Consider the following 22,058-nt stretch of genomic DNA (forward strand, 5'->3'; position numbering starts at 1 on the left):
CGCATAGAACGACAACGCAACCTGGCGCAATCCCATGTCTCGCTCTACTTCGCGCATGACCAACTGTTGGCGGCGGTAGTCGTGACTGTCGCTCGTGACGTCGCCGTTGAATTGAATGCGATTGACGATCAGGTGAATATGCTCATGGTCCGTATCGACGTGACGCGTGGCGACATACTGATTCTTGTCCAGCCCCATTCCGGCCAAATAGCGGTGGGCTATTTGCGTCCATTGCGTGTCATCCAGATGTTCGCCAGGTGCGGCAGACAACGAGACGTGCAGCACCGCTTTGCCAAGCCCTGGGCGCAGCTTCCTGATCTCGCCAAACTCCGCGGCCAGGTCGCGTGCATTGCGGCCTTCCATGTTGCTGTCGATGATTCGGCTCTGGTCCTTCTCCAGGTCGTATTGAAGGACGCCGCGAAATCCAGTTCCCTTCACTGCCTTAGCGATCATGGCCAACTCCGATCCCGAGCAGCGCCAGGCGCAATCGCTTGGTCTCTGCGCCGATGGCCATGAGGAGAGACTTTGCAACGGTGACCCTCGCACCTTCGTTGGCAAGCTTGGCCAGCTGATTGAGGTTCGCTGACAGCCGCGCGAGTTCAGCGTATTGCTCGCGGTTGATGGCGGCAACAGGCGGTGATGGCAGTCGCCGTGCAAGGGCCGCCTCGCGCAGCCACTGCGCTGGCGCCATTTGCATCTGTGCGGCTTTGGCCCGAAGCATCGCATACTCGCCGGCTGAAACGCGCACGCCGATGGTTGCGCTGCGAAGGGCTGCCGGATCGCCCTTGGGACGACCGCCAGCGGATCTGGGCGTGGAAACATCGGGCGGCATGATGCGCAGGTGGATGGTTTTGACTTTGGGTTGTGGCGAGCGCAGCGAGAGAAGGCCCCGCAGGGCAAGCCGTTTGAGCGAAGCGAAAACATGGCTTGCTCCTAACCAGCGACTCGCCGACCACCACTGTAATCGGATTGCACCGGTTGCCGATGAGCTGCATCAAGCGGCGTTAGCAATTCCACAACGGCAAAATTCCCGCGGGCGATAACTTGCGCCATTGACACCGCCGAAAGAAAATCACGCGACGGCCTCAACACGAAGCCGGGTTCAACAGCCAGCAATGATCACATCACATGTGATCTCGCCAAGCTGTCCTTTCTCCCGCAGCGCATGCGAACGCAAACGCATATCTATTCAGCGGGCTAACGAACACCATGTGCCGTCCGGCACCGCCTCAGCGAACGGTGCTCTTGAGGAGCACCGTGATACGCGGGGGTGCGCCCTAGCGGGCTTCCTCGCCTGCGCTCGGCTCGAATCGCCCCCGCCGGCAGATTTACCGGTACAAGAGACGGCAAAGTCGACTACAGCAGATCGCCTGCCTGCTGAATCATTTGTCGCCAGCGCTTACGCCCTTCCCGCCAACGGAATCGAAACAGCGAACGCGTCCCGGCGTGGACTGTAAGAAGTGCGGGGCGATAAACATCGTTTTGCCGCCATTTCGCGGAATCGCCCCAAGTCAAAATCGCCGAACGGCAATACGTGATAAAGTTTAAAATCGAATCTTACTGGAGCTCGTATGGCCGCGCCGATTGTTTTTATTTCTTATTCTCACGACTCTCCAGAACACAAGCGGTGGGTGTTGGATTTCGCGATAAGGTTGAGGACAAGCGGAGTAGACGCGATCCTCGACCAGTGGGATCTCGGCCCGGGCAGCGACTTGCCGCAGTTCATGGAACAAAATATCAAACGGGCAACGCGTGTAATTATGATCTGCACGGAGAGATATGTGCAAAAAGCTGATTCCGGCACCGGGGGTGTTGGCTATGAGCGAATGATAGTTACAGCCGACTTAATGAAAACTATCGGCTCGACCACTATAATTCCTGTAATCCGTCAGAAAGGATTGGAAAAGGTTACTCCGGCTTTCCTGGCTACCAAGAAATACATCGACTTATCGAACGCGGATGTTTTTGAATCCGGCATGGACGAGCTGCTTCGCGATATCTTAGCGGCACCGCTCTACATTAAACCGCCACTCGGGAACGATCCTTTCAGCGTATCGCTCGAACCTCCTAAGCAGAAAGCTCCAGGACCCGTAGAAAAATTTATGTCGGCGGTAGGTGCGTTGTACGAACAAGCGGACGATAGCGGCCTGATGGGAGCAGGCTGGATAAAAAATGAAATGAACACTTCCAATCTTTTATACGCGTTCGCGCGAGACCAAGCGATTGCACAAGGCCTAGTAAGGAAAGGGGGCGCTAACACCGAATATCTATGGGTAACGGACCAAGGCCGCGCGTACTTAGTCCAGAACGGATCGAAAGGTGAATAGTAGGCGGTGTGAGATTCTTACCTATCGCAGGGTTGGGGATAATGGTCGTCAACCGTTAAATTCAATGTGGTCGCGCCCCACCAGAAGATGCTCGCCAAGGTGGTATTTTTCCCAAAAAGCCCAATAGGAAGAGGAGCGAATTGCGACTTGAAAAATCTCCCCGTATCACCTAACATTCGTATGGATTCGACAGAAGTTGGAAGATGAATTTCGTGAATCGAATCCGCTAGAGAGTTGGTAATTTGGGCAACTTATGGGGCAACTCGAAATGGAATACGCTCGTAGCCTTAGAGCGGGCTTGCGTTCGGTTGCGCCCCGGGCCACCAAGAATATAGTTCACGCAACGCCAACCCTCACCGGTTTGCGTTTTCGTTTGTGGTATGCGTAGTCCTCGTGTCCGGTCAATTTCCGGTCCAGAGCGCACGCCCTCTGCAGAATGATGCCGAACGCACGACCAACCCACAACTCCCCATCCGATTGAGTACATGGTATCTTCATGTACGTCGCAGCAGCGTCGCTGATCGGCGTCGTTCAGACGTTCCGCCGCAGGTTTATGCTCTTCAATTATCTGGATGATTGTCCCTCACCAGGAGGCGACCGTACAGGAGGATTGTGCAATGGCTCTCTACCTTACCCGCTTTAGCTACACCCCAGAAACTTGGGCTCGGTTAATGAAGAACCCTGAAGACCGTCGGAAAGCAGCCAGTGAGTACATCGAGTCGGTTGGCGGCAAGTTGCATGGCTTCTGGTACGCATTCGGCACCTACGACGGCTACAATCTCTGGGAGGCACCCGACAGCGTCTCGATGGCGGCGGTCGCGATAGCGATTGGCGGCGGTGGGGCGGTGTCAAAGTTTGAGACAACCGCACTGCTCACAGTCGAGGATACGCTGGACGCTCTCGCCCGCGCGCGAACCATCGCCTACCAGCTACCCGGTGGGCAGGCGGGCTCACATTCGAGCAGCGGCTCAGGATGAGCGGACCGGAATGCCGGGCCAAGCTGATCTGACTCAAGTCTACACCCCTTGCTTACCGCATCCCGATAAGCGATCGCCGGGACAATCTCGGGTAACGCCTAGGTCGCTGACGTGCTATCCCGGGTGGTCGGCGTCCTTGTGGCCGGCGCCCATCGCCATGCCCATGCCCATTCCCATGCCGCCGCCGCCCTCGGCGTTGCCGCCGCCCCCGCCCTTGCCGCCGGCGCGCTCGCCTTCAGCTTTGCCGCGCCCGCCGCCACTGCCCTGAGCGCGCGTCGGCCCCTGCAGCGGTATCACCACGTCGCCGGGAATCGGCCCCAGGTCGAGCGCGGCGCGGATGAAACCGCGCAGCGAGATCACCAGGTCCGCCGTGTGGATGGGACGCCCGGCGGCCAGGTCGCTCGCCGCCTGCCCGGCCAACCGGCAATGCTCCTCGGTGCCGAGCAGCAGGATGTCGGCCAGCGCCGCCTCGACGGCATCTCGGATGCGGCGCGACCGGTCCGAACTCGCGCTCTCCTCCACGCGCCGTTCCTCGGCCGCCGGCTGCCCCGCCGCGCGCAAGTCGCGCAGATGCGTCGGATCGACCGTTAACTGGCCCGTGAAGGATCCTCCCAGGGTGCGGTAGGCGGAAATGAGCGTCTTCAGCCGCTCGTTGATCTGGCGGTTCATGCGCTCGCGGCGCTGCTGCACCGTCTGCATCATGACCACGCGGATGCCCACGCCGAGCAAGGTGAAAATCGCCAGCCCGATCACCGTCGTCATCGCCCCCTGCCAAGAACTGAAATCGATATACCGCATGCCGTCCTCAACCACTATTGCCAATGTCGGCCAGTGTACTTGCCTTCCCCCATGCACGATTGCTACAATTGCCACCATTTCAATTGGGCAACTTTTAGAGAGGCGTTCCGCATGACCCCGATCCGATACCTGAAGCACCCGATAATGCTGGCCGCCTTGTGCGGCGCGATGTCGCCCGCGCTGGCCGCCCAAGGCGCCTTGAGCGCCGGCGAGCATCAGGTGGTGATCGACGGCGTGCGTTACTGGTACAAGGTCGGCGGCGCCGCGGTCAAGGGCGCCCCGCCGCTGATCTTCCTGCACGGCGGGCCCGGCTACAACAGCCACAGCTTCTCGGTGCTGGCCGGCCCGGCGCTCGAGCGCAGCCAGCGCGTGGTGTATTACGACCAGCGCGGCAGCGGCCGTTCCGAGCGGCCGTGGACCGGCGGCTACACCCTGCCCCAGCTGGTCGAAGACCTCGAGGGCTTGCGCCGCGTGCTTGGCGTGCCGCAGGTTGCCCTGATGGGCCATTCGTTCGGCGGCGCGCTGGCGCTAGAATACGCGGCCAAATATCCGCAGCACGTCTCGCGCGTCGTGCTGGTGAGCGCGGCGACCGACATCCCGGCCGCATGCCGGGCGCGCGTCGACTACCTGGCGGCGCACTATCCGGCCGCGCTGGAACGCGCCCGCGCCGATACATCGGGCAACGGCGGCCAGCCGCGCAACGACTGCGACCTGGCCTTCAACGCGCTCGACGACAACGATCGCGCCCGCGCCAACGACGAGGTGATGTTCCCGGACATGCGGCTCGCCAGGCAGCAGGCCGGCGTGGACGAAGCCAGCGGATTGCGCAATACCGGCGAGATGTCCGGCACCTTCTTCGGCGGCGGCTTTACCAGCTACCGCTTCGCCGCGCCGCAGAAGCTGTCGATGCCGGTGCTGGTGTTGGCGGGCACCGAGGATTACGCCATCGGCATGCCGTCGCAGCGCGCGATCGCACGTGCTTTGCCGAAGGCGAAACTGGTCGAGTTCGACCGCGCCGGACATTTCCTCTTTCTCGACGACCCGGCACGGTTCACCCGCGTCGTTACCGACTTTCTGAGATAATCCGGCCCGCCTGCGACCGCGCCCAAAAAAAACAATAGCAGCTCCCTAACAGCTGCTGCATGCGCGCTCGCTACGAGCGACTGTCGATCCATCCAAGGAAGCAACCAAGAATCCATCGATGTCGGAGATTTCCCACAAGAGACCCCTGTATAATCTGCGGGATTGTCGCTGGGATCTATCCGATGCATGGCGACAATACAACCCTGCCGCGACCGGAAAGGTCCAATTTGAAATACCTGCCCCTGAAGACTGCCGCCCCGCATGTCGCCCGACATCGCCCGGTGCATCGCCTGGGAACTTCCGCAACCGCGGCGCCGATCTTCAGCGCCGCCGCCGTCATCGACGACGGCGCCGCGCCCGCGTTTGCCATCCTGAGCATCGGGATCAAGAGCGAGCATGACGTCTTCGCCTCGCGCCAGCGCGCCCAACAGATCGCATCCCTGCTGGGGTTTGCGACGGTGGACCAGTCGCGCATTTCGACGGTGGTCTCCGAACTGGCGCGCAACGTCTTTCAATACGCCGGCAAGGGCACGGTCGGCTTTTCGCTGGCCCAGCGCCCCGGCATCCAGCAGCTGGTCGTGACCGTGCACGATGAAGGACCGGGCATCGCCGATCTCGACGAGATCATCGAGGGACGCTACCGTTCCGCCGCGGGACTGGGCGTGGGCATCCTGTCGGCGCGGCGCCTGATGGACCGCTTCGAGATCAAGACCGAGTCCGGCGTGGGCACGCAGATCACCGCCGCCAAGACGCTGGCGCCGAACGCGCCGCGCATGACGGCGCGCACCATCGACTACCTGCTGACGCAGCTGGAAGAACTGCCCAACACCCTGGCGCTGTCGGATGCGCGCAAATACAATCGCGAGCTCGAAACGGCGCTCGGAGAACTGAATACGCGCCAGGAAGAACTGCTGGTCATCTCGGAACGCCTCGAAGAGACCAACCTGCGCATTGAAACGGTCAACGCGGTGCTGGCGCAAAAAGCGCGCATGCTGGTGGCCGCGGACGACAGCAAGAACGAGTTCATGTCGATCCTCAGCCACGAGCTGCGCGGCCCCCTGTCGGCCGCCGGCATGGCCGCGGAGGTCCTGCTGACCGGGCCGTCGGCGGAGCGCGCCATCCAGGTCGGCAAGATCGTCGCGCGCCAGGTCGGGCACATGACGCGCCTGGTCGAAGACCTGCTCGACATCTCGCGCATCAGCCGCGGCCAGGTGCTGATCGAACGCGCCGCCATCGATGTCAACGAAGTGATCAACGACGCCATCGAGCAGCTCGCGCCATTCGCCGGCCGCAAGGGCCATGCCGTCTCCGTGGCGGTCCCCGCGACGCCATCGATCGTGCATGGCGACCGCACGCGCCTGCTGCAGGTGGTCGGCAACCTGCTGACCAACGCTGTGCGCTACACCCCCGACGGCGGCAAAATTTCGCTGGACCTTCAGGTGATCGACCGCGTGGTGGTCATCACCGTCACCGACAACGGCATCGGCATCGCGCCCGAGCTGGTGCCGAACCTGTTCGAGCTGTACGTCCAGGCCGAGCGGCCGAAAAACGGCCGCGAAGGCGGCCTCGGTCTCGGCCTGGCGCTGGTGAAGAACCTGGTGGAGGCGCACGAGGGCACGGTGACGGCCGCAAGCGCCGGGGAAAACCTCGGCAGCATGTTTTCGGTGCGCCTGCCGATGCCGTCGGTCTAGGCTGCGAATCAGTGGAAAATGCCGACCGCAAGTTCCACCCACACCACCAGCAGGACCGCCGCCAGCGCCAGGCCCAGCATGGTGCGGTTGCGCGGGCTGCGCATCCGGCTCGCGCCGATCACGTACAGCAGGCCGGTCCCGGCCAGTAATCCCCCGGCCACGACGAAATCGCTCAGTGTCCAGTTGACTTCGCGGGTGAACTGCATCGCCACCAAGGGAATCAGCAAAAGCAGTGCGGTCCCCACCAGGACCTTGATGACGGGACGGTGCAAGCTGTTGCCGTTAGTTGCGGGCATGGCGTTTCCTCCAAAGCGTTGATTGAGATGCGACCGACCGATTCTGCTACAGGAGTGTGAAGCCAGTATGCAGCCGGCGTGAATTTTTACGCCCGCATCGCGGTCGAATACGGCGCCAGCACCTGCCAACCCAGGCTCTCGTACAGCGCCCTCCCCTCGCCGGTCGCCACCAGCAGGCGCTCGGATACGCCCGCACGCTCCGCCAGCGCGTCCAGCGCGGACATCAATGCGCTGCCCAGCCCCTTGCGGCGATGGGCCTCGAGCGTCTCGATGCGGTCGAATACGGCGGTGACCCCATTGATGAGGACGAATCCGGACGCCGCAGTCTGGCCGGCCGCGTCGGCGATGCGCACAAAATAAACCGGACCTACGGCGTCCACCCTGGCGGCGTAACCGGCGGGAAGCGCGGCCGGCCGGTCCATCGCCGCCGGGCGGGCCATGACATAGCGTGGCGCTTCGATCGTCCACTGCGCGGGCAGCGCGCGCCGCATCGCATCGGCATCGACCGCCGCTTTCAGATGGATGAAGGGCGCGTGTATCCGCGACGCGCAGTCCTGCAGCGCGCGGCCGGCGTCGGCGAACACGTGGCGCCGCAATTGATCCGGCCATCCCACTTCGACGGTCAAGCCGCCATCTGCGTGCGCCGGCGGCGGCAAACCGCGCGCCAGGCTCCAGCCGGCCAGCCAGCGCGCGAGCAGGTCAAGGTCAACGCTCATCGCGCGCCTCCTTGGCCGACAGCCGCCGTTGCCAGTCGCTGGACCACTGCAGCAACGGCGTCATCGCTTCCAGCAGCGCCTTTCCGGACCGGCTCAAGGTGTAGCCGCCCGGCTCCGCCACTTCCACGATGTCGGTTTCCCGAAGTTCGTGCAGGCGCCGGTTCAGCACCGTGGGCGACATCGCGTCGCAGCGCTCGCGCAATTCGCGAAACGTCAGCGGCGTGTCGCGCAGTTCCCAGATGATGCGCATCGCCCAACGGCGGCCGAGCAGGTCGAGCAGCGCCATGATCGGACGGCCAGTGGGCGAGCCGCGCACCGGCGCACCGGGTTTTGGAATAGCCATGAATATCCTTTTGCTACGGAAAGCGTAGCACTGTGCTACATTATCCGTAGCAGCCACCATAGTAGCAAGAAAAGGAGAACCGAATGCCGCCGATCACAAGCCGCCATCCCGAAGCTGCGCTGTACATGCTGGTCGCCGACGGCGAAGTCAAAGGCGTCGAAGGCGCGCGCGCGATCGCATGGTTCGACCGGCACGAGCTGGCGTTATCGGACGACGAGACCTACTGGGTGCGTCTCGGCTCGCTCGATGGGCGCGACCGCTATGCCGCGATCCGGATTGGCGTGGCGCGCGCGGCGGAAGCTGCGCCGTTCCGGCCGGCGCGGCAAACCGGCTTTCTAGGCCTGTTCCAGCTTGGGCGCTCCTCGCCGGCCGAACTGCAGCATGCCGCCCGCGCCCTGCACATGGGCGCATGGCTGCACCGGAGCGGATTTTGCGGCACCTGCGGCGCACCGTCCGCTTACCTGACGGACCTGAACAAACGGGTGTGCGCAAACGAGGCCTGCGGCCATGAGTCGTACCCGCGGGTCGAACCGGCCATCATCACGCTGGTGACCGACGGCGCGCGATGCCTGCTGGCGCGACAGGCCGCGTTCCCGAAAGGGTACTACGCGCCGCTGGCCGGCTTTGTCGAAGCCGGCGAAACGCCCGAGCAGGCGGTCAGCCGCGAGGTGGTGGAAGAGGTCGGACTGGCCGTGCAGTCATCGGCCTACGTGACGGCGCAGCCCTGGCCTTATCCCAATTCGCTCATGCTCGGATTCATCGCGCATGTGGAGCCGGATCAGCCCATCCTCGCGTCGGGCGAAATCGAGGATGCGATCTGGGTCGACCGCGAATCGCTCGCCGACCCCGGCGCCGGAACCCTCCTGCTGCCGCCGCCAGGTGTGATCGGCCGCCTGCTTATTGAGCGCTGGTTGAACGCACCCGCAGCACCTTGTCACGCGCCGCCGCGCTGAAAATCACATACGCGGTGAGCGCGATCTCGAAGCCGTAGGCCACCCGTTCGGCGATCAGCAGCGCAGCCGGGCCCGCGGCAGGTTCGATGTTCGAGTAGATCTTGCTGAGGTTCAGGAGCATGTGCAGGATGATGGTCAGCCACAGGCTGCCGGTACCGTAGCGCACCGCAGCGAACATCGCGCCGGACAGGCAGGTCGCCGCCGCCCACCACATCGCGTGGTTCCAGTCGCCGTCCATGAAGCCGTGAATCAGGTGCATGGCGCCGAACAGGATGCCCGAGATGGCGATCGCCTGCCAGCGCGGCAGGGTCAGGAGGATCGCGAAGATCACGCCGCGGAACAGCAGCTCCTCGCCGAATGCATTGATGAACTGGATCAGCAGCTCCGGCAGGAAGGGACGCTTCTCCATCGGATGCACGCCCATCGCAAGGAACATCACGCACAGCAGCATGCTGGCGAAGAAAACGTGGCCCGGCTTGGCCTTGCCGAGTTCCAGCCCGACCTGGCGCCAAAGCCCGAGAACTTGCACCAGCACCAGCGGCAGGATCACGGTCGACGCGAAGGCGACCAGCTTGATCTTGCCGAATGCCGCCGGCGGCGCGAACGCGACGCCCGCTTTCAGGATCAGCGTGGTAATCAGGAACTGCAGGCCGGCACACAGCACGGCGGCGAGGATGGGGCGCTGCGCGGCCATTTCACGGAGAGACATGAGGTTCACCTTTTATTGTTGTAGTTGATGAGCGATATTCTGACGCTGCCCGCGATTTTTTTCCCGCGACGTGCGACAGATTGCAGAATTCACGGAATAGGCCGTCGATGGCATGAAATTTTCCAAAAACCGCCCCAGCCGCCATAATCGTTGTTCCGAATTCGATGGAGTCGACCATGATCGTGCGTGACCGCCCTTCCGGGCTGAGGCTGTTCCTGACGATGCGCGGCTCTATCCTGGGGCGGATCTGGAAAAGCCTGCTGGTGACCACGCTGCTGGCGATCGCCGTGACCTGGAGCGGCGGCGCGCTGCTGCACCACAAGATCACGCTGACCACGATCCCGTTCACCCTGATCGGACTGCCGCTGGCGATCTTCCTGGGTTTCCGCAGCAGCTCCGCCTACGACCGGTATTGGGAGGGCCGCAAGCAGTGGGGCGAAATGGTCCTGCGAAGCCGCAGCCTCGCGCGCCAGTGTCTGAGCCTGATCGACACCGGCCAGCCGGTCGAGCGCGCGCTCAGCGATGTTCGCGCGCGCATGATCTACCGCGCCATCGGCTACGCCCACGCGCTGCGCCACCACCTGCGCGACACGGATGCCGCCGGCGACCTGAAGCCCTTGCTGCGCGCCGGCGAGTGGCAGGACCTGCAGCGCGCGTCGAACAGGCCGCATTTCCTGATGCTGCAAATGGGCTCCGACCTGGGCGACTGCATCCGCGCCGGCCAGGTCGACTGCTGCCTGGCCGCGTCGATCGACGCCACCATGACGGGGATGGTGGGCGCCAGCGCCGCGTGCGAGCGCATCAAGAATACGCCCGTCCCGTTCTCATACCGGCTGCTGCTGCACCGCACGTCCTACATGTATTGTTTTTTGCTGCCGTTCGGGCTGGTCGACACGATCGGGCTGATGACACCCTTTGTGGTGGCGATCATCACGTACACGGTGTTCGGGCTGGATGCGCTGGGCGATGAAATCGAAGAGCCGTTCGGCACCTCGGCCAACGACCTGGCGCTGGACGCCGTGTGCCGCACCATCGAAATCGATTTGCGCGAAGCGCTGGGCGATCCCGAGGTGCCGGCGCCGCTGTCACCGGTGGATCACTTGCTGACGTAGCGGCAGGGACTTACCACATCAGGTCATCGGGGATCTGGAATGCGGCGTACGGATCGTCCTCTTCCACCGCGGTGGCGGCCTTCTTGACCCGCACCACCAGCGCGGGATCGCGTTCGGCGATCTTGTCGGCGATCACGCGCGGCACCAGTTCGGTGGCGCCGCCCAGGCAGACGATCACCAGCCGCCCGGCTTTCAGGTGCTCCTGCACCGCCGCCGACACGTAGATCCGTTCGATCTTCGTTCCATGCGTGAAGTTGTAGGCGATGTCGCCATTGCCCTTGCTTTGGCGGTTCTTCTGCACCATCTGCGCGATTTGCGCGGCGATCGCCTTCTGATTGGCGGCCGCGTCGCGCTGGGCGTTTGCTTCCCGGGCGCGCTCGGCGTTCTTGCGCTGAATCTCGAGCGCGGCCAGGCGCGATTCCTCGACGGTCTCGGTGCCGGTGCGGCGCTCGACCTTCTTCTGCTTGCTCTTTTCCTGGTTGGCCTGCTTGACCTTGTTCTTGTCGACCAGGCCGGCCTTCAGAAACTGCTCTTGTAACGAAACCATTTTGCTACTCCGTGATGGGACTTTTCGACAGCATAGCAAAGATGGGGTCAGGTCCGCCGGACCCGACCCCGTACCTCTGTTACCAGAAGATGACGCGCTGCTCCGGCGCCAGGTACATCTTGTCGCCCGGCTTGACGTCGAACGCCTCGTAGAAGCCCGGATGGTTGCGCAGGCTGCCGTTGACGCGGAATTCGGCCGGCGAATGCGGGTCCGACTTCACCTGGGCGATCAGCGCCGGATCGCGCGCCTTGCCGCGGCGCGCCTGCGCCAGCCCCATGAAAAGGCGCTGCTCGGCGGTGAAGCCGTCGATCACCGGCGCCGGCTTGCCGTGCAGGGAGATCTTGTAGGCGCGCGTGGCCATGATGGCGCCGGCGTTGTCGGCGATGTTTTCGCCCAGCGTCAGTTCGCCGTTCAGGGTGTAGCCAGGCAGCGGGCTGTACGCGCCGTACTGTCCCACCAGCACCTTGCCGCGCGCGGCGAACTGCTTGCGGTCTTCGTCGCTCCACCAGTTGCGCAGGTTGCCGTCGCCGTCGAACTGCGCGCCCTGGTCGTCGAACGCATGGCTGATCTCGTGCCCGATCGAGATGCCGACCGCGCCGTAATTGATCGCCGGCTCGGCGTCGGCGTCGTACAGCGGCGACTGCAGGCGCGCCGCCGGGAACACCACTTCGTTCATCTCCGGGTTGTAGTAGGCGTTGACGGTCTGCGGCGTCATGCCCCACTCGTCGCGGTCGACCGGCTTGCCCAGCTTGCCGGTCTCGAAGCGGTGCCCGAACTCGCGCGCGCGCATCACGTTGCCGACCAGATCGTCGCGCGCGATCGTCAGCGCGGAGTAGTCGCGCCAGCGGTTCGGATAGCCGACCTTCACCTTGATCTTGGACAGCTTGACCTGGGCCTGCTTCTTGGTCGCCTCGGTCATCCAGTCCAGCGTCTCGATGCCTTCCTTGAACGCGGCCAGGAAGTTCTGCACCATCAGCTCGACCTGCTGCTTGCGCTCGGCCGGGAAGTGATGCTCGACGTAGACCTTGCCGACCACCTCGCCCAGCGAGCGATTGACTTCGGCGATGGCGCGCTTTTGCAGCGGGCGATTGACCTTGGCGCCCGACAGCACCGCGCCGCGGAACGCGAAGCTCTCGTCGACGAACGGCTGCGACAGGTACGGCGCGTAGGCGCTGATCAGGCGGAACTCGAAGTACGACTTCCATGCGGCCAGCGGGGTCGCCTTGACGACGGCGTCGAGGCGCTGCAGGTAGGTCGGCTGGCTGACGATCAGCGAATCGATCTTGCCCGCCACGCCGGCGCCCTTGAGGTAGCCGGTCCAGTCGATGCTCGGCGCCAGCGCCTTCAGTTGCGCGATGCTGACCTTGTTGTAGGCCTTGACCGGATCGCGGTTCTCGACCGCGCTCCAATGCGCCCTGGCGATGTCGGTTTCGAGCGCGACGATCTGCGCGGCTTCGGCGGCGGCGTCGGCGTGGCCGGCCAGCGCCAGCATCTTCTCGACGTGCGCCTGGTACCTGGCGCGGGTGTCGGCCAGCTTGGCGTCGTCCGGCGTGATGTAGTAATCGCGGTTCGGCATGCCCAGGCCCGACTGCGCGATGTCGACGATGTAGCGGGTCGACGCCTTGTTATCCTGGTGGACGCCCATCTCGAACGGAGCGCCGGCGCCGATCCGGCCGAAGCGGGCGACCAGCGCGCCGATGTCCTTCTTGTCGCGCAGCGCGGCCACGCGCGCCAGCTCGCCCTTCAGCGGCGCGATGCCCTGTTCATTGCGGCGCTGCTCGTTCATGTAGCTGGCGTAGAAGTCGCCCATTTTCTGCGCGTCCGAGCCGGCCTTCTTGTTCTTGTCCTGGTCGGCCTGCTCGATCAGCGTGCGAATCTGGCTCTCGACCTTGTCCTGCGCGATGTTGAAGGCGCCCCAGCTGGCGCGGTCCGACGGGATCTCGACGTCGTGCAGCCATTTGCCCTGCGAATAGCGGAAGAAATCGTCCTGGGAGCGCACGCCGCGGTCGATCGATCCGACGTCGACGCCGGAAATCGGGGCGGCGGCGCTGGCCGCGACGGTCGCCGATGGTTCGGCCGCGTTGGCGCATGCCATGCCGGCCAGCAGGGCTACGATCGCGCTGCTGCACAAGGTTCTTTTCATGATGTTTTCTCCAATATTGTTCGGGACACGGCGCCCAGCGAGCGACGCACTGTAACGGATCGGGCGCCGGCCGGCCAGTTTCGGGCGACAGAACGCAAATTGATGGGAATGGATGGCGATATTCAACTAAATGGTTGAATGAATTGTTCGGACGGCCTATAATTCAACCATTCAGTTGAGGATCGGAATGGCAACAAGCAATCAGGATGCGGCATTGGACCTGGTGTTCATGGCACTGGCGGACGCAACCCGGCGCGACATCGTGCGCCGGCTGTCCGAGCGCGAGCACACGGTCGGCGAGCTGGCGTCGCATTTCGAGATGTCGCTGGCCGCGGTGTCGAAGCACATCAAGGTGCTGGAGCACGCGAAGATCGTCAGCCGGCGGGTGGTGGGACGCACCCACCACCTGACGCTGGCGCCGCACGAACTAACGATCGCCCTCGACTGGATCAGCATCTATCGCAACTTCTGGCGCCAGCGTCTCGACGCACTGGGCGCCGCCATCGAAAAACCGGAGTAAAACATGCACCAATTAGAACTGAGCCAAGACTTCAATGCGCCGGTCAGCCGGCTGTTCGCGGCCTGGACCAAGCCGGACCTGATGCGCACCTGGTTCGCCCCGGGAGAGCTGACCGTGCTCGAAGCCGACGTCGATTTCCGCGTCGGCGGGCGCTATCGACTGGTGATGCAGGAGCCGGGCGGCGAGCGCCACGTGGTGGGCGGCGAGTATCTCGAAATCGCGCAGGACGAAAAGCTGGCGTTCAGCTGGAAGTTCGAAACCAGCCCGCACACCACGCGCGTCGCGCTCGATTTCACCCCGCTCGGCGAGGCGCAGTCGCGCCTGCAGCTGGTTCACACCGAGTTCGTCGACGAGGCGAGCTGCGAGCATCACAAGCAAGGCTGGCTGGGCTGCCTGGCAAACCTGGGCCTCAAGGGCCTGAATTAAACTTTATAAGGAACACCATGAACAACACCATCGCCGTCATCATCCTGGTCGCGCTGCTGCAGTACACCTACTTCACTTTCCGCGTCGGCCTCCTGCGCGGCAAATACGGCGTGCCGGCGCCGAAATGCACCGGCCATGAAACATGGGAACGGATGTTCCGCGTCCAGCAGAACACCATGGAACAGCTGGTGATCTTCATTCCCGCGCTGATCCTGTTCGGGCACTTCGTCAGCGCGCGCTGGGCGATCCTGCCTGGCGTCCTGTTCATCGCCGGACGGGCGCTTTACTCGCACCTGTACATCAAGAATCCTGAGAGCCGTCCGGCAGGCGTCGCGCTGACCCTGTTCACGAATCTGGCGATGGTGATCGGCGGCCTGATCGGCGCCGGCATGACCCTGGCCGTGTAAAAAAAGGGCAGGTCCGCCGGACCTGCCCTCCGTCTTTGCCGGCGCCGCGTGCTTACTTGCGCTGCGCCGAAGTCTCATCCCGCTTCGCGCGGAACTCCGAATCCTGCGACCAATTCGGCCATGCCTTCGAATTGGCGATGTCCGCGCCGACCGCGTACAGCAGCTCCAGGTCGCGCGCCATGCCGGTGAAGCTCCACTTCTCGTTCCACTGGTCCGACGGCTGATGGTAGTTGTTGGTGGTGTAGCTTTCGGCCCAGCCCTTGCCCGCCTTGATGCCCCCATCCACCCAATCGTTACCGCCTTTGAACGAAATCGCCGGCACGCCGCGCTTGGCCATCGGGAAGTGGTCGGAGCGGAAGAAGTAGCCCGCTTCCGGTTTCGGATCAGCCGAATACACCATGTCCCATTGCTTCGCCTTCGCCGTCAGCTGGTCGAGCAGGTCCAGCTTCGCATTGCCGGAGATGGTGAAATTGCGCGCCAGTCCTTCAGGATTCAAAGCGTCCATGTTGATCATGGCAGCCGTCGCGGCCAGCGGATACAGCGCATTGGACGCGTAGTATTCCGACCCGAGCAGGCCTTTTTCTTCGGCCGTCACCGCGAGGAACACCACGCTGCGCTGCGGCGCCGGCTGCTTCGCGTACGCGCGCCCCAGTTCCAGCAGCGCCGCCACGCCGGTCGCATTGTCGACCGCGCCGTTGTAGATCTTGTCGCCCTTCGCGTCGGGCAGCCCGACGCCGAGGTGGTCCCAGTGCGCGCTGTACAGCACGTACTCGTTCGGCCGCTCGCTGCCTTCGCGCAGCGCCGCAACGTTCTTCGACTTGATCACCTTCGCATCGACCGCGTAGTGCGCCGACAAGGTGACACCCTTGAGTTCGACCGGCTTGAAGTCGCGGCTTTGCGCCTGCTTCTTGGCGGCGTCGAAATCGAGGCCGGCGCGCTTGAACAGGTCCGCCGCGGCATCGCGCTGGATCCAGGCTTCCATCGCGCCGTGCGCCTTGGCCGGCTCCTTGCGCACGATGTCGTACATGACGTTGGTGTTGGAGTTCTTCACCGTCGGCCAGCCGTACGAGGCCGGCGCCGTTTCGTGCACGATGATCGTGCCGAGCGCGCCGCGGCGGGCCAGTTCCTCGTACTTGTAGGTCCAGCGGCCGTAGTAGGTCATCGCCTTGCCGCCGAATTCGCCCTCGCCGGTTTCGAAATCCGGATCGTTGATCAGGACCACCGCCAGCTTTCCTTTCAGGTCGACGCCCTTGAAATCGTCCCACTTGCGCTCGGGCGCGGTGACGCCGTAACCGACGAACACCAGCGGGGCGCTCTTGAAGTCGACCATGCGCGAGCCGTTCATCGCGGCGCGCACCGCCATCTCGACGCCCTGCGCGTACGACTGGCTGCCCTTGCCGTCGTGCACGGTCAGCCTGACCGGCCCCTTGATCTCGAAGCGGCCCAGCGGCACGTCCTGGGTCCAGCCACGCTTGCCGCCGGCCAGGTCGCCGCCCGGCTTCAGCCCGGCCGCCTTGAACTGTTCGATCAGGTAGGCGACGGTCTTGGTTTCGCCCGGCGTGTTCGGGCCGCGGCCCTCGAATTCATCGGAGGCGAGGACCTTGACGTCCTGCGACAGGCGATGGGCGTCGAACTTGGGCGCGTCTGCGGCGCTGGCGCTGGCTGCGGCACAAGCCAGCAGAACGAGGGTGGCGTTTTTCAATGCGTGTCTCCGTTGCGTTATTTTTAGGATCGAACCGGCGCGCGCGGATCGGCGATCCGGCGCGGCTCCGCAACAGTATCATCACAAACCGCGCCATGGTCAAACAGGCGGACTCGCATCGGGCGCCTGCGCGGCCGCGCGCGTCAAACAGAAAAATTCTTGTCGGACATTTCCGATCGGCTTTACATGTTACTATTAAGTAATGAAAACGTGACGCCGGGTGACTCTTGGTCACCATGCAACGGTGCGGACCGCGCTTCGATGTATCGTATGGCGCGTGAGAAAAACGGAAAAAATGTATTCATGAAAAATCGAGGATCGCACTGGATGCGCCGCTACGCGCTGGCGATCGAGTGGTTCATCCCGCCCGCGGCGCGCGCTACGCCCGAGGCGCACAACCGCGCGCAAAACCTGGTCAACGCCGCGGTGCTCGCGGTGCTCGCGAGCCCCGCCTATGCGGCGTTCTATTACGCGCTGGGCGACCCGGCGGGCTGCGTGTCGCTTCTGCTGTGCTGCGCCGGCACGCTGTCGGCGCCGTTCCTGCTGCGCGCCCGCGGCAGCATCTTCCTCGCGCGCGAAGTCTTCGTCGGCACTGCGTTTTTCACTTTCGTCTACCTGAACTATCACCTGGGCGGCGTCAGCTCCCCCGCCACCGGCTGGCTGATTACGCCGCCGGTGGCGGCGATGCTGATCGGCGGGATCGCGACCGCGATGTTCTGGCTTGCCATGAGCGGCATCACGCTGGCCTTGCTATATGCGCTGCCGCTGATGGGAGTCGCGCTGCCGGCGCCGCCGATCGCCAACATGTCGCTGTTGTACTTCGTGGTGGAACTGGGCCTGTTCGTGGTCGTTGTGTTTTTCGTGCTGATGTTCGAAGTGACCAAGACGCGCGGCTTCATCAAGCTTGAGAAGGCGCTCGACTACATCAATGCGCTGGCCATTCGCGACGAACTGACCGGCAGCCATAACCGCCGCCACCTGCTCGAACTGATCGAACGCGAGCAGCACCGCAACGCGCGCGCCGGCCGCGCGTTTTGCGTCTGCCTGCTCGACATCGACTACTTCAAGCGCGTCAACGACACCTTCGGCCACTCCGCCGGCGACACCGTCCTGCGCACCTTCGCCCATGCGGTCGCGCGCCAGGTGCGCGACATCGACGCGTTCGGGCGCTACGGCGGCGAGGAATTCCTGCTGATGCTGCCCGAAACCCGGATCGAAGCGGCTGCCGTGCTGGTCGAGCGCATCCGCGCGCACGTCGAGACGCTGAAGTTCACCGATATCTGCGCCGACCTTGGCCTGTCGGTGTCGATCGGCGTTGCCCAATACCGCGACGGCGAGACCATTGCACAGCTGATCGCGCGCGCCGACGCGGCGCTGTACATGGCCAAGTCGGGTGGGCGCAACCGCGTGGTGTGCGACAGCGACCACCTGGCCTACTCAGGTCCCGCGGGCAGGCCAGCGCCCGAATTCATCATTTGACCTAAATAATCGGCTGGAATTCCCGGAAGGCCGATCGATGACGCGTTCGAACAAACTGCAATCGCTGCTGCTGGCCGAGCTGCGCCACCTGATCACCTTTGACCCGAGCGAACGCGTTTGGCAAATGCCGTTCGCCGCGGGCTTACGTCAGGACTGCCGCTGCTGTTCGGCGCCTGGTTCGACAACATGAGTTACGGACTGGTCCGGGTAGAACCGGCAGCTGCATCTTTCGCGCGAGCCGGCTAGCTCGCGCTGGCGCGATCGGCCTGCGGCGGCGGCGTGGCGTCGCCGTGGTGCTTTTTTCCACCGGCGGGCTTCTCGAACAGCGCCATCAAACTCTCCCAGCGACGTTCGATCCCTTCTCCGACATGCAGCATCTCCAGAGCGATCGGAAACAGCACATATTCGATCCAGACCAGAGGACCGAGCCTGAGCCAGTAGTAGCTAACGAAGATCAGCGCGCCGATAATGGCCAGGCCGATCGCGCCCGCAATCAGCCGAGGTTTGAGCCAGGCTCGCAGCGCCGGGCCAAGCACGCCCAGCCGCCCCCGCCGGTTCGCCATGGGCCCGCCCAGCTCCGCCCAATGATCCGCGAATGGCGTGCGCTTCCGCAGCGAATTAAGCGCGAGGAAGGCGGAGATCACCACCACCGCAAACGTAATGAACAAGGTCGCCGCGCCCCACCACGGGTGGCCGAATTCTCCTGCCGCTTTCGGTTTACCCTTGAACGAAAGCAGGTTATCGAGCGCCATCGCATGAAGAAAGGCGCCGGCGATCCGCCCGTGATACGGCGAGACGATCAGGTCGGCGGTGCTTTGCAGGTTGGTGCCGTAGATGATGTACTTGCCCTCGATCGCTGCGCGCAGGTCCCCGCCACTCAAGCCGTGATTGCCCTTCAGTGTGCGCAGCGGCAACAACTGCTGGTACGGACAAAGCGGCGGCCCCACCTTGCCGACCGGGAGCACCCGATACCAGTGCCAGGTCGACGCGCACGGCACGCCTTTGCGTTCGGCGCCGGAGTCGCTATTGAGCCACTCGAGGTTGAGCGGGTCGGGCGCCGTACCCCACACCAGCGCCAGCGGCTCGTGCAATTCCGCGGCGTCGAGCTGATGCTCGACCGAGTACAGGCGCGCCGCCGGCGACAGGTATTGCGGCGCGCCGTCATGGGCCGCGTCGTGGTGCGCGCCGATCGCGAGGTCGTATTCCCACACGGACTGGTCGAAACCGTCGATCCGCAGATTCAGATAGGCCGGCTCGACGCAGGGCAAACTGCGCCCGCCCACCTCGACCTGGCGCGTCATCATTGCACGTTCGGTGCGCGATTGCGTAATGCCGGCGCTTGTCAGCGATCCGACGAAAATCGGCACGCCGGCCACCCTGGCGCGACACGCCGCGTCGATGAAGCCTTCCAGGTCCGGATCCTTGCGATCGTCGAGGAACACGATATCGAAGAACACCGCCTTCGGCCGAAACTTCAGCAGCTCCTGCAGGCGGCGCTGATGAAATCCCAGCGACACCGGCCACACCTCTCCGTATTCGCGCAGATCGTCATCGTCAGCTACCAGCACCGTGATCTGTTCGCGCCCCGTCGCCGGATAATCGGCGGTCAGCACCGGTCCCCACACGCGCGTCAAAACGCGCTTAGCGCCTTCGCTGACCGGCAGCCAGTCCGACATATAGGCAAGCGTCAGCCCGACCAGCAGGTACAAGCCGAACGTCCACCAGAACTTGCGCGGCCCGCCCATCTTGTCGGTTTCCTGGCCGCTCATTGGGCTTTGGCCGCGTTCCGGCATTCGTCGCGCATGTCCATGTAGCGCGTCTCGCACAGCGTGGCCAGCTCGGACGAGCGTTCCGGCTTCCCCGCCTGGCGGTAAAACGCGATGGTCTTGGGCAGCGTGCTGCGCGCCAGATCGAACTTCTTGTCGGTCTTGGTCAACAGCTCAAGCGCCTGCGCGCGGTTGCCCGCCTTGAGCGCGATTTTGATGCTGTCCTCGTAAGGCTTGAAGCTCATCGCCGCCTCGCCACTGGTCAGGGCCAGGTCCAGTTCTTCCTGCTTCAGGCCGGGCGCTTCGCGGGGCGCCTGCACCGGCGCCGCTTTCCCCTTCTTGCCCGGCTTCGCGGGCGCCACCGCTACCGGCGCCGGCGCTTCGGCCACGCTGGCCGACGGCGCCAGTTCGGCGGCGAAACGCATCGCACGCGCGTATTCGTAGAACAGCAGCCAGTTGTTGCGGTCGACATTCTTCAGCCCGATCTTGCGCGTCAGCTTGTCGCCGTCGGCAACCGCCTTGCGGATCTTGTCGGGATCGAGCGTTGCGAACTGGTTCTCCAGTTCGAACGCCTTGTTGTACATCTCGAACAGCTCGGCGTTCTGCGTCGTCTTGGCCTCGCGAAGGTACTCCTTCGACGGCGCCGGCTCCGCATCTTCGTACCAGTCGGACTTGTGGTACTTGGCGACGTACTCGCCCAGCTTCGCGGTGCGCGCGACCGGATCGGGATGGGTCGCGCCGAGCATCGATTTCATCTGGTCGCCAAGCTGCTTGCCGACGCCGTTGATGGCGGCGTCGAGGTTGCCCGCCTTGAGCGAGGCGTCGACATCAGACTGCATCGCGGTCAGGCGCTGCTTCTCGCGCTCCTGCTGCGCCTGCGCGGCGCTGTTGTTAATCTCGAGGAAGCGCTTCACGCCTTCCTGGTAGGTGTAGCCGGCCGCTTTGGTCACGTCGACCGCGAACGCATCGGCCTCCTCCTCCTGTCCGCGCTTCCAGGCCGGATGCAGCATCTTGTCCATCACCTCCACCATCAACTGCATCTTCTTCACGTTCTGCACCGCGCCCGCGGGCAGCGCCACGGCGCCATTCGATTTCTGTTCGAGCGCGGTCTTGATGGCGATCGCCTGGGTGTAATAGCGCTGCGCCCATTTGGCGGCAATCGAGAACATGTCGCTGTTGTGATGGCCCAGCGCGATGTGCCCCAGTTCGTGCGCCAGCAATCCCGCCAGCGTGTCTTCCTGCCCCACCGCGTAGGTCGACTGGTTCAGGTTTTCGAACCAGCGGTAGCTGATGTAGATGTTGCCGTCGGCCGTAGTGACGGCCGCCAGGTCGTCGGTTGCGAGCAGGTACACCGAGCCAGGCAGGCCCGGAATGCCGGCCGCCTGTTTGAGCTTGTCAAGCACGCGGTTCGCGTATTTCTCAAGGCCGTCCGCGCTGACCAGGCCATAGGCGGATGCGCGCTGGTTCAGGAGGTCGCGCTCGACCCCGATCGCCTGGTTCGAGGGCTGGTACGGTTTGGCGCGCAGCCGCTCAAGCTGAGGCCGGGTGTCGGTGCCGAACATCTTGCTGAAGAAATTGCCCTGGCTGGCCGGCGCCGGCTCTTCCTGGGCAAGCGCCGCCGACATGCACACGCAGCACACGGCGATGGCGGCGATGGCGCCGGCGCGCGTCATTTGGCGCAGCCGCGGTTGGCGCCGCGGATGCCGCCGGTTTCGGTCGGCGCGGCGGCTGCGGCCAGGCAGCCGGTGGTGACGGCGCGCAGCACATCGACCTGCACCTTGCGCACCCAGTAGCGGTCGCCATCGAGCTCGATCCGCAGGAAACGTTCGCCTTCGCCCACGTCCGACACCTTCAACGGCATCTGGACGGTGTCCTTCGGCAGTTCCTTGACCTTGCTGTCGACCGTCGTCCCCGAATACAAACTCAGGCGCGGACTGCTGATCGCGCTGATGGCGACGATGGTACCAACCGGTTCGGCGGCGCCGGCGCTCAGGCCGACCGTAGCGAGGGCGACGGCGACGCCGCATGTCAAGGTACGCAATCTCATGAATCGATTCCTTTGA

General features: G+C 64.0%; 23 protein-coding genes and 1 pseudogene. 11 read left to right on the forward strand and 13 right to left on the reverse strand.

Going from position 1 to position 22,058, the window contains the following annotated elements:
- Positions 1-39: 39 nt before the first annotated feature.
- Positions 40-453: pseudogene (locus AC1D02_RS17045) on the reverse strand (relaxase/mobilization nuclease domain-containing protein); the annotation flags it as partial.
- Entirely contained in the window at positions 443-832 is a 390-nt protein-coding gene (locus AC1D02_RS17050; RefSeq protein ID WP_477319003.1) for a plasmid mobilization protein, read from the reverse strand. The pseudogene AC1D02_RS17045 and the gene AC1D02_RS17050, both read right to left, overlap by 11 nt.
- Positions 833-1,571: 739 nt before the next feature.
- Between AC1D02_RS17050 and AC1D02_RS17055 the strand changes: the two genes are divergently transcribed.
- Both AC1D02_RS17055 and AC1D02_RS17060 read left to right on the forward strand, forming a co-directional pair.
- The gene (locus tag AC1D02_RS17055) at positions 1,572-2,327 is read left to right on the forward strand and encodes a toll/interleukin-1 receptor domain-containing protein (RefSeq protein WP_477319005.1); all 756 of its coding nucleotides are present in this window, start codon (positions 1,572-1,574) and stop codon (positions 2,325-2,327) included.
- A 617-nt stretch (positions 2,328-2,944) separates the two neighbouring features.
- On the forward strand, positions 2,945-3,304 hold the full coding sequence (locus AC1D02_RS17060; RefSeq protein ID WP_477319007.1) for a GYD domain-containing protein: 360 nt from the start codon (positions 2,945-2,947) through the stop codon (positions 3,302-3,304).
- A 114-nt stretch (positions 3,305-3,418) separates the two neighbouring features.
- Here AC1D02_RS17060 and AC1D02_RS17065 read toward each other — a convergent pair whose 3' ends face one another.
- Complete coding sequence (locus AC1D02_RS17065; protein WP_477319009.1) at positions 3,419-4,102, reverse strand: hypothetical protein; 684 nt, start codon at positions 4,100-4,102, stop codon at positions 3,419-3,421.
- 111 nt (positions 4,103-4,213) lie between these two features.
- On the opposite strand from AC1D02_RS17065, the gene AC1D02_RS17070 reads away from it, so the two are divergent.
- Both AC1D02_RS17070 and AC1D02_RS17075 read left to right on the forward strand, forming a co-directional pair.
- Positions 4,214-5,185: an alpha/beta fold hydrolase gene (locus tag AC1D02_RS17070; RefSeq protein ID WP_477319011.1), complete on the forward strand. Its 972-nt coding sequence runs from the start codon at positions 4,214-4,216 to the stop codon at positions 5,183-5,185.
- Between the two features lie 227 nt (positions 5,186-5,412).
- Positions 5,413-6,876, forward strand: coding sequence for an ATP-binding protein (locus AC1D02_RS17075; RefSeq protein WP_477319013.1), 1,464 nt, complete (start codon positions 5,413-5,415; stop codon positions 6,874-6,876).
- 8 nt (positions 6,877-6,884) lie between these two features.
- Here the strand turns inward: AC1D02_RS17075 and AC1D02_RS17080 are convergent, their stop codons facing one another.
- From AC1D02_RS17080 to AC1D02_RS17090, 3 genes are all read right to left on the reverse strand, one after another.
- Positions 6,885-7,172 (reverse strand): hypothetical protein, encoded by a 288-nt coding sequence (locus tag AC1D02_RS17080; RefSeq protein ID WP_477319015.1) that lies wholly within the window; start codon positions 7,170-7,172, stop codon positions 6,885-6,887.
- A gap of 86 nt (positions 7,173-7,258) precedes the next feature.
- Complete coding sequence (locus AC1D02_RS17085) at positions 7,259-7,888, reverse strand: GNAT family N-acetyltransferase (protein ID WP_477319017.1); 630 nt, start codon at positions 7,886-7,888, stop codon at positions 7,259-7,261.
- Positions 7,878-8,231, reverse strand: a complete 354-nt coding sequence (locus AC1D02_RS17090) for a winged helix-turn-helix transcriptional regulator (RefSeq protein WP_477319019.1) — start codon at positions 8,229-8,231, stop codon at positions 7,878-7,880. Before AC1D02_RS17090 ends, AC1D02_RS17085 begins: the two co-directional genes overlap by 11 nt.
- Before the next feature lie 83 nt (positions 8,232-8,314).
- Between AC1D02_RS17090 and nudC the strand changes: the two genes are divergently transcribed.
- Complete coding sequence (gene nudC / locus AC1D02_RS17095) at positions 8,315-9,184, forward strand: NAD(+) diphosphatase (RefSeq protein ID WP_477319021.1); 870 nt, start codon at positions 8,315-8,317, stop codon at positions 9,182-9,184.
- Here the strand turns inward: nudC and AC1D02_RS17100 are convergent.
- Positions 9,129-9,893, reverse strand: a complete 765-nt coding sequence (locus AC1D02_RS17100; protein ID WP_477319023.1) for a lysostaphin resistance A-like protein — start codon at positions 9,891-9,893, stop codon at positions 9,129-9,131. The two genes, nudC and AC1D02_RS17100, sit on opposite strands and share 56 nt — an antisense overlap.
- A 176-nt stretch (positions 9,894-10,069) precedes the next feature.
- On the opposite strand from AC1D02_RS17100, the gene AC1D02_RS17105 reads away from it, so the two are divergent.
- Positions 10,070-11,005, forward strand: a complete 936-nt coding sequence (locus tag AC1D02_RS17105) for a bestrophin family protein (protein ID WP_477319025.1) — start codon at positions 10,070-10,072, stop codon at positions 11,003-11,005.
- Between the two features lie 10 nt (positions 11,006-11,015).
- Here AC1D02_RS17105 and AC1D02_RS17110 read toward each other — a convergent pair whose 3' ends face one another.
- Complete coding sequence (locus AC1D02_RS17110; RefSeq protein WP_477319027.1) at positions 11,016-11,552, reverse strand: DUF2058 domain-containing protein; 537 nt, start codon at positions 11,550-11,552, stop codon at positions 11,016-11,018.
- A 79-nt stretch (positions 11,553-11,631) separates the two neighbouring features.
- On the reverse strand, positions 11,632-13,695 hold the full coding sequence (locus tag AC1D02_RS17115; RefSeq protein WP_477319029.1) for a M13 family metallopeptidase: 2,064 nt from the start codon (positions 13,693-13,695) through the stop codon (positions 11,632-11,634).
- A gap of 187 nt (positions 13,696-13,882) precedes the next feature.
- On the opposite strand from AC1D02_RS17115, the gene AC1D02_RS17120 reads away from it, so the two are divergent.
- From AC1D02_RS17120 to AC1D02_RS17130, 3 genes are read left to right on the forward strand one after another with little or no spacing between them, the layout of a single operon-like run.
- Positions 13,883-14,215 carry an ArsR/SmtB family transcription factor gene (locus AC1D02_RS17120; RefSeq protein WP_477319031.1) on the forward strand — a complete coding sequence of 111 codons (333 nt, stop codon included), beginning with the start codon at positions 13,883-13,885 and terminating at the stop codon, positions 14,213-14,215.
- Between the two features lie 3 nt (positions 14,216-14,218).
- Positions 14,219-14,641, forward strand: a complete 423-nt coding sequence (locus AC1D02_RS17125; protein ID WP_477319033.1) for an SRPBCC family protein — start codon at positions 14,219-14,221, stop codon at positions 14,639-14,641.
- Positions 14,642-14,658: 17 nt separating this feature from the next.
- Positions 14,659-15,048 carry an MAPEG family protein gene (locus AC1D02_RS17130; protein WP_477319035.1) on the forward strand — a complete coding sequence of 130 codons (390 nt, stop codon included), beginning with the start codon at positions 14,659-14,661 and terminating at the stop codon, positions 15,046-15,048.
- Positions 15,049-15,100: 52 nt separating this feature from the next.
- Here AC1D02_RS17130 and AC1D02_RS17135 read toward each other — a convergent pair whose 3' ends face one another.
- Positions 15,101-16,750 carry a M28 family metallopeptidase gene (locus AC1D02_RS17135; protein ID WP_477319037.1) on the reverse strand — a complete coding sequence of 550 codons (1,650 nt, stop codon included), beginning with the start codon at positions 16,748-16,750 and terminating at the stop codon, positions 15,101-15,103.
- A 303-nt stretch (positions 16,751-17,053) separates the two neighbouring features.
- Here AC1D02_RS17135 and AC1D02_RS17140 point away from each other — a divergent pair, with 303 nt between their 5' ends.
- Complete coding sequence (locus AC1D02_RS17140; RefSeq protein ID WP_477319039.1) at positions 17,054-18,229, forward strand: GGDEF domain-containing protein; 1,176 nt, start codon at positions 17,054-17,056, stop codon at positions 18,227-18,229.
- Between the two features lie 37 nt (positions 18,230-18,266).
- Entirely contained in the window at positions 18,267-18,419 is a 153-nt protein-coding gene (locus tag AC1D02_RS17145) for a hypothetical protein (protein WP_477319041.1), read from the forward strand.
- A gap of 52 nt (positions 18,420-18,471) precedes the next feature.
- Here AC1D02_RS17145 and AC1D02_RS17150 read toward each other — a convergent pair whose 3' ends face one another.
- From AC1D02_RS17150 to AC1D02_RS17160, 3 genes are read right to left on the reverse strand one after another with little or no spacing between them, the layout of a single operon-like run.
- A complete protein-coding gene (locus tag AC1D02_RS17150; protein WP_477319043.1) occupies positions 18,472-19,998 on the reverse strand; it encodes a CHASE2 domain-containing protein in 1,527 nt (508 codons plus the stop codon).
- The gene (locus AC1D02_RS17155) at positions 19,995-21,668 is read right to left on the reverse strand and encodes a M48 family metalloprotease (protein WP_477319045.1); all 1,674 of its coding nucleotides are present in this window, start codon (positions 21,666-21,668) and stop codon (positions 19,995-19,997) included. Before AC1D02_RS17155 ends, AC1D02_RS17150 begins: the two co-directional genes overlap by 4 nt.
- Positions 21,665-22,042, reverse strand: a complete 378-nt coding sequence (locus AC1D02_RS17160) for a hypothetical protein (protein WP_477319047.1) — start codon at positions 22,040-22,042, stop codon at positions 21,665-21,667. The genes AC1D02_RS17155 and AC1D02_RS17160 overlap by 4 nt, the downstream gene beginning before the upstream one ends.
- Between the last annotated feature and the right edge of the window lie 16 nt (positions 22,043-22,058).

Source organism: Massilia sp. P1_C10 (assembly GCF_056406475.1).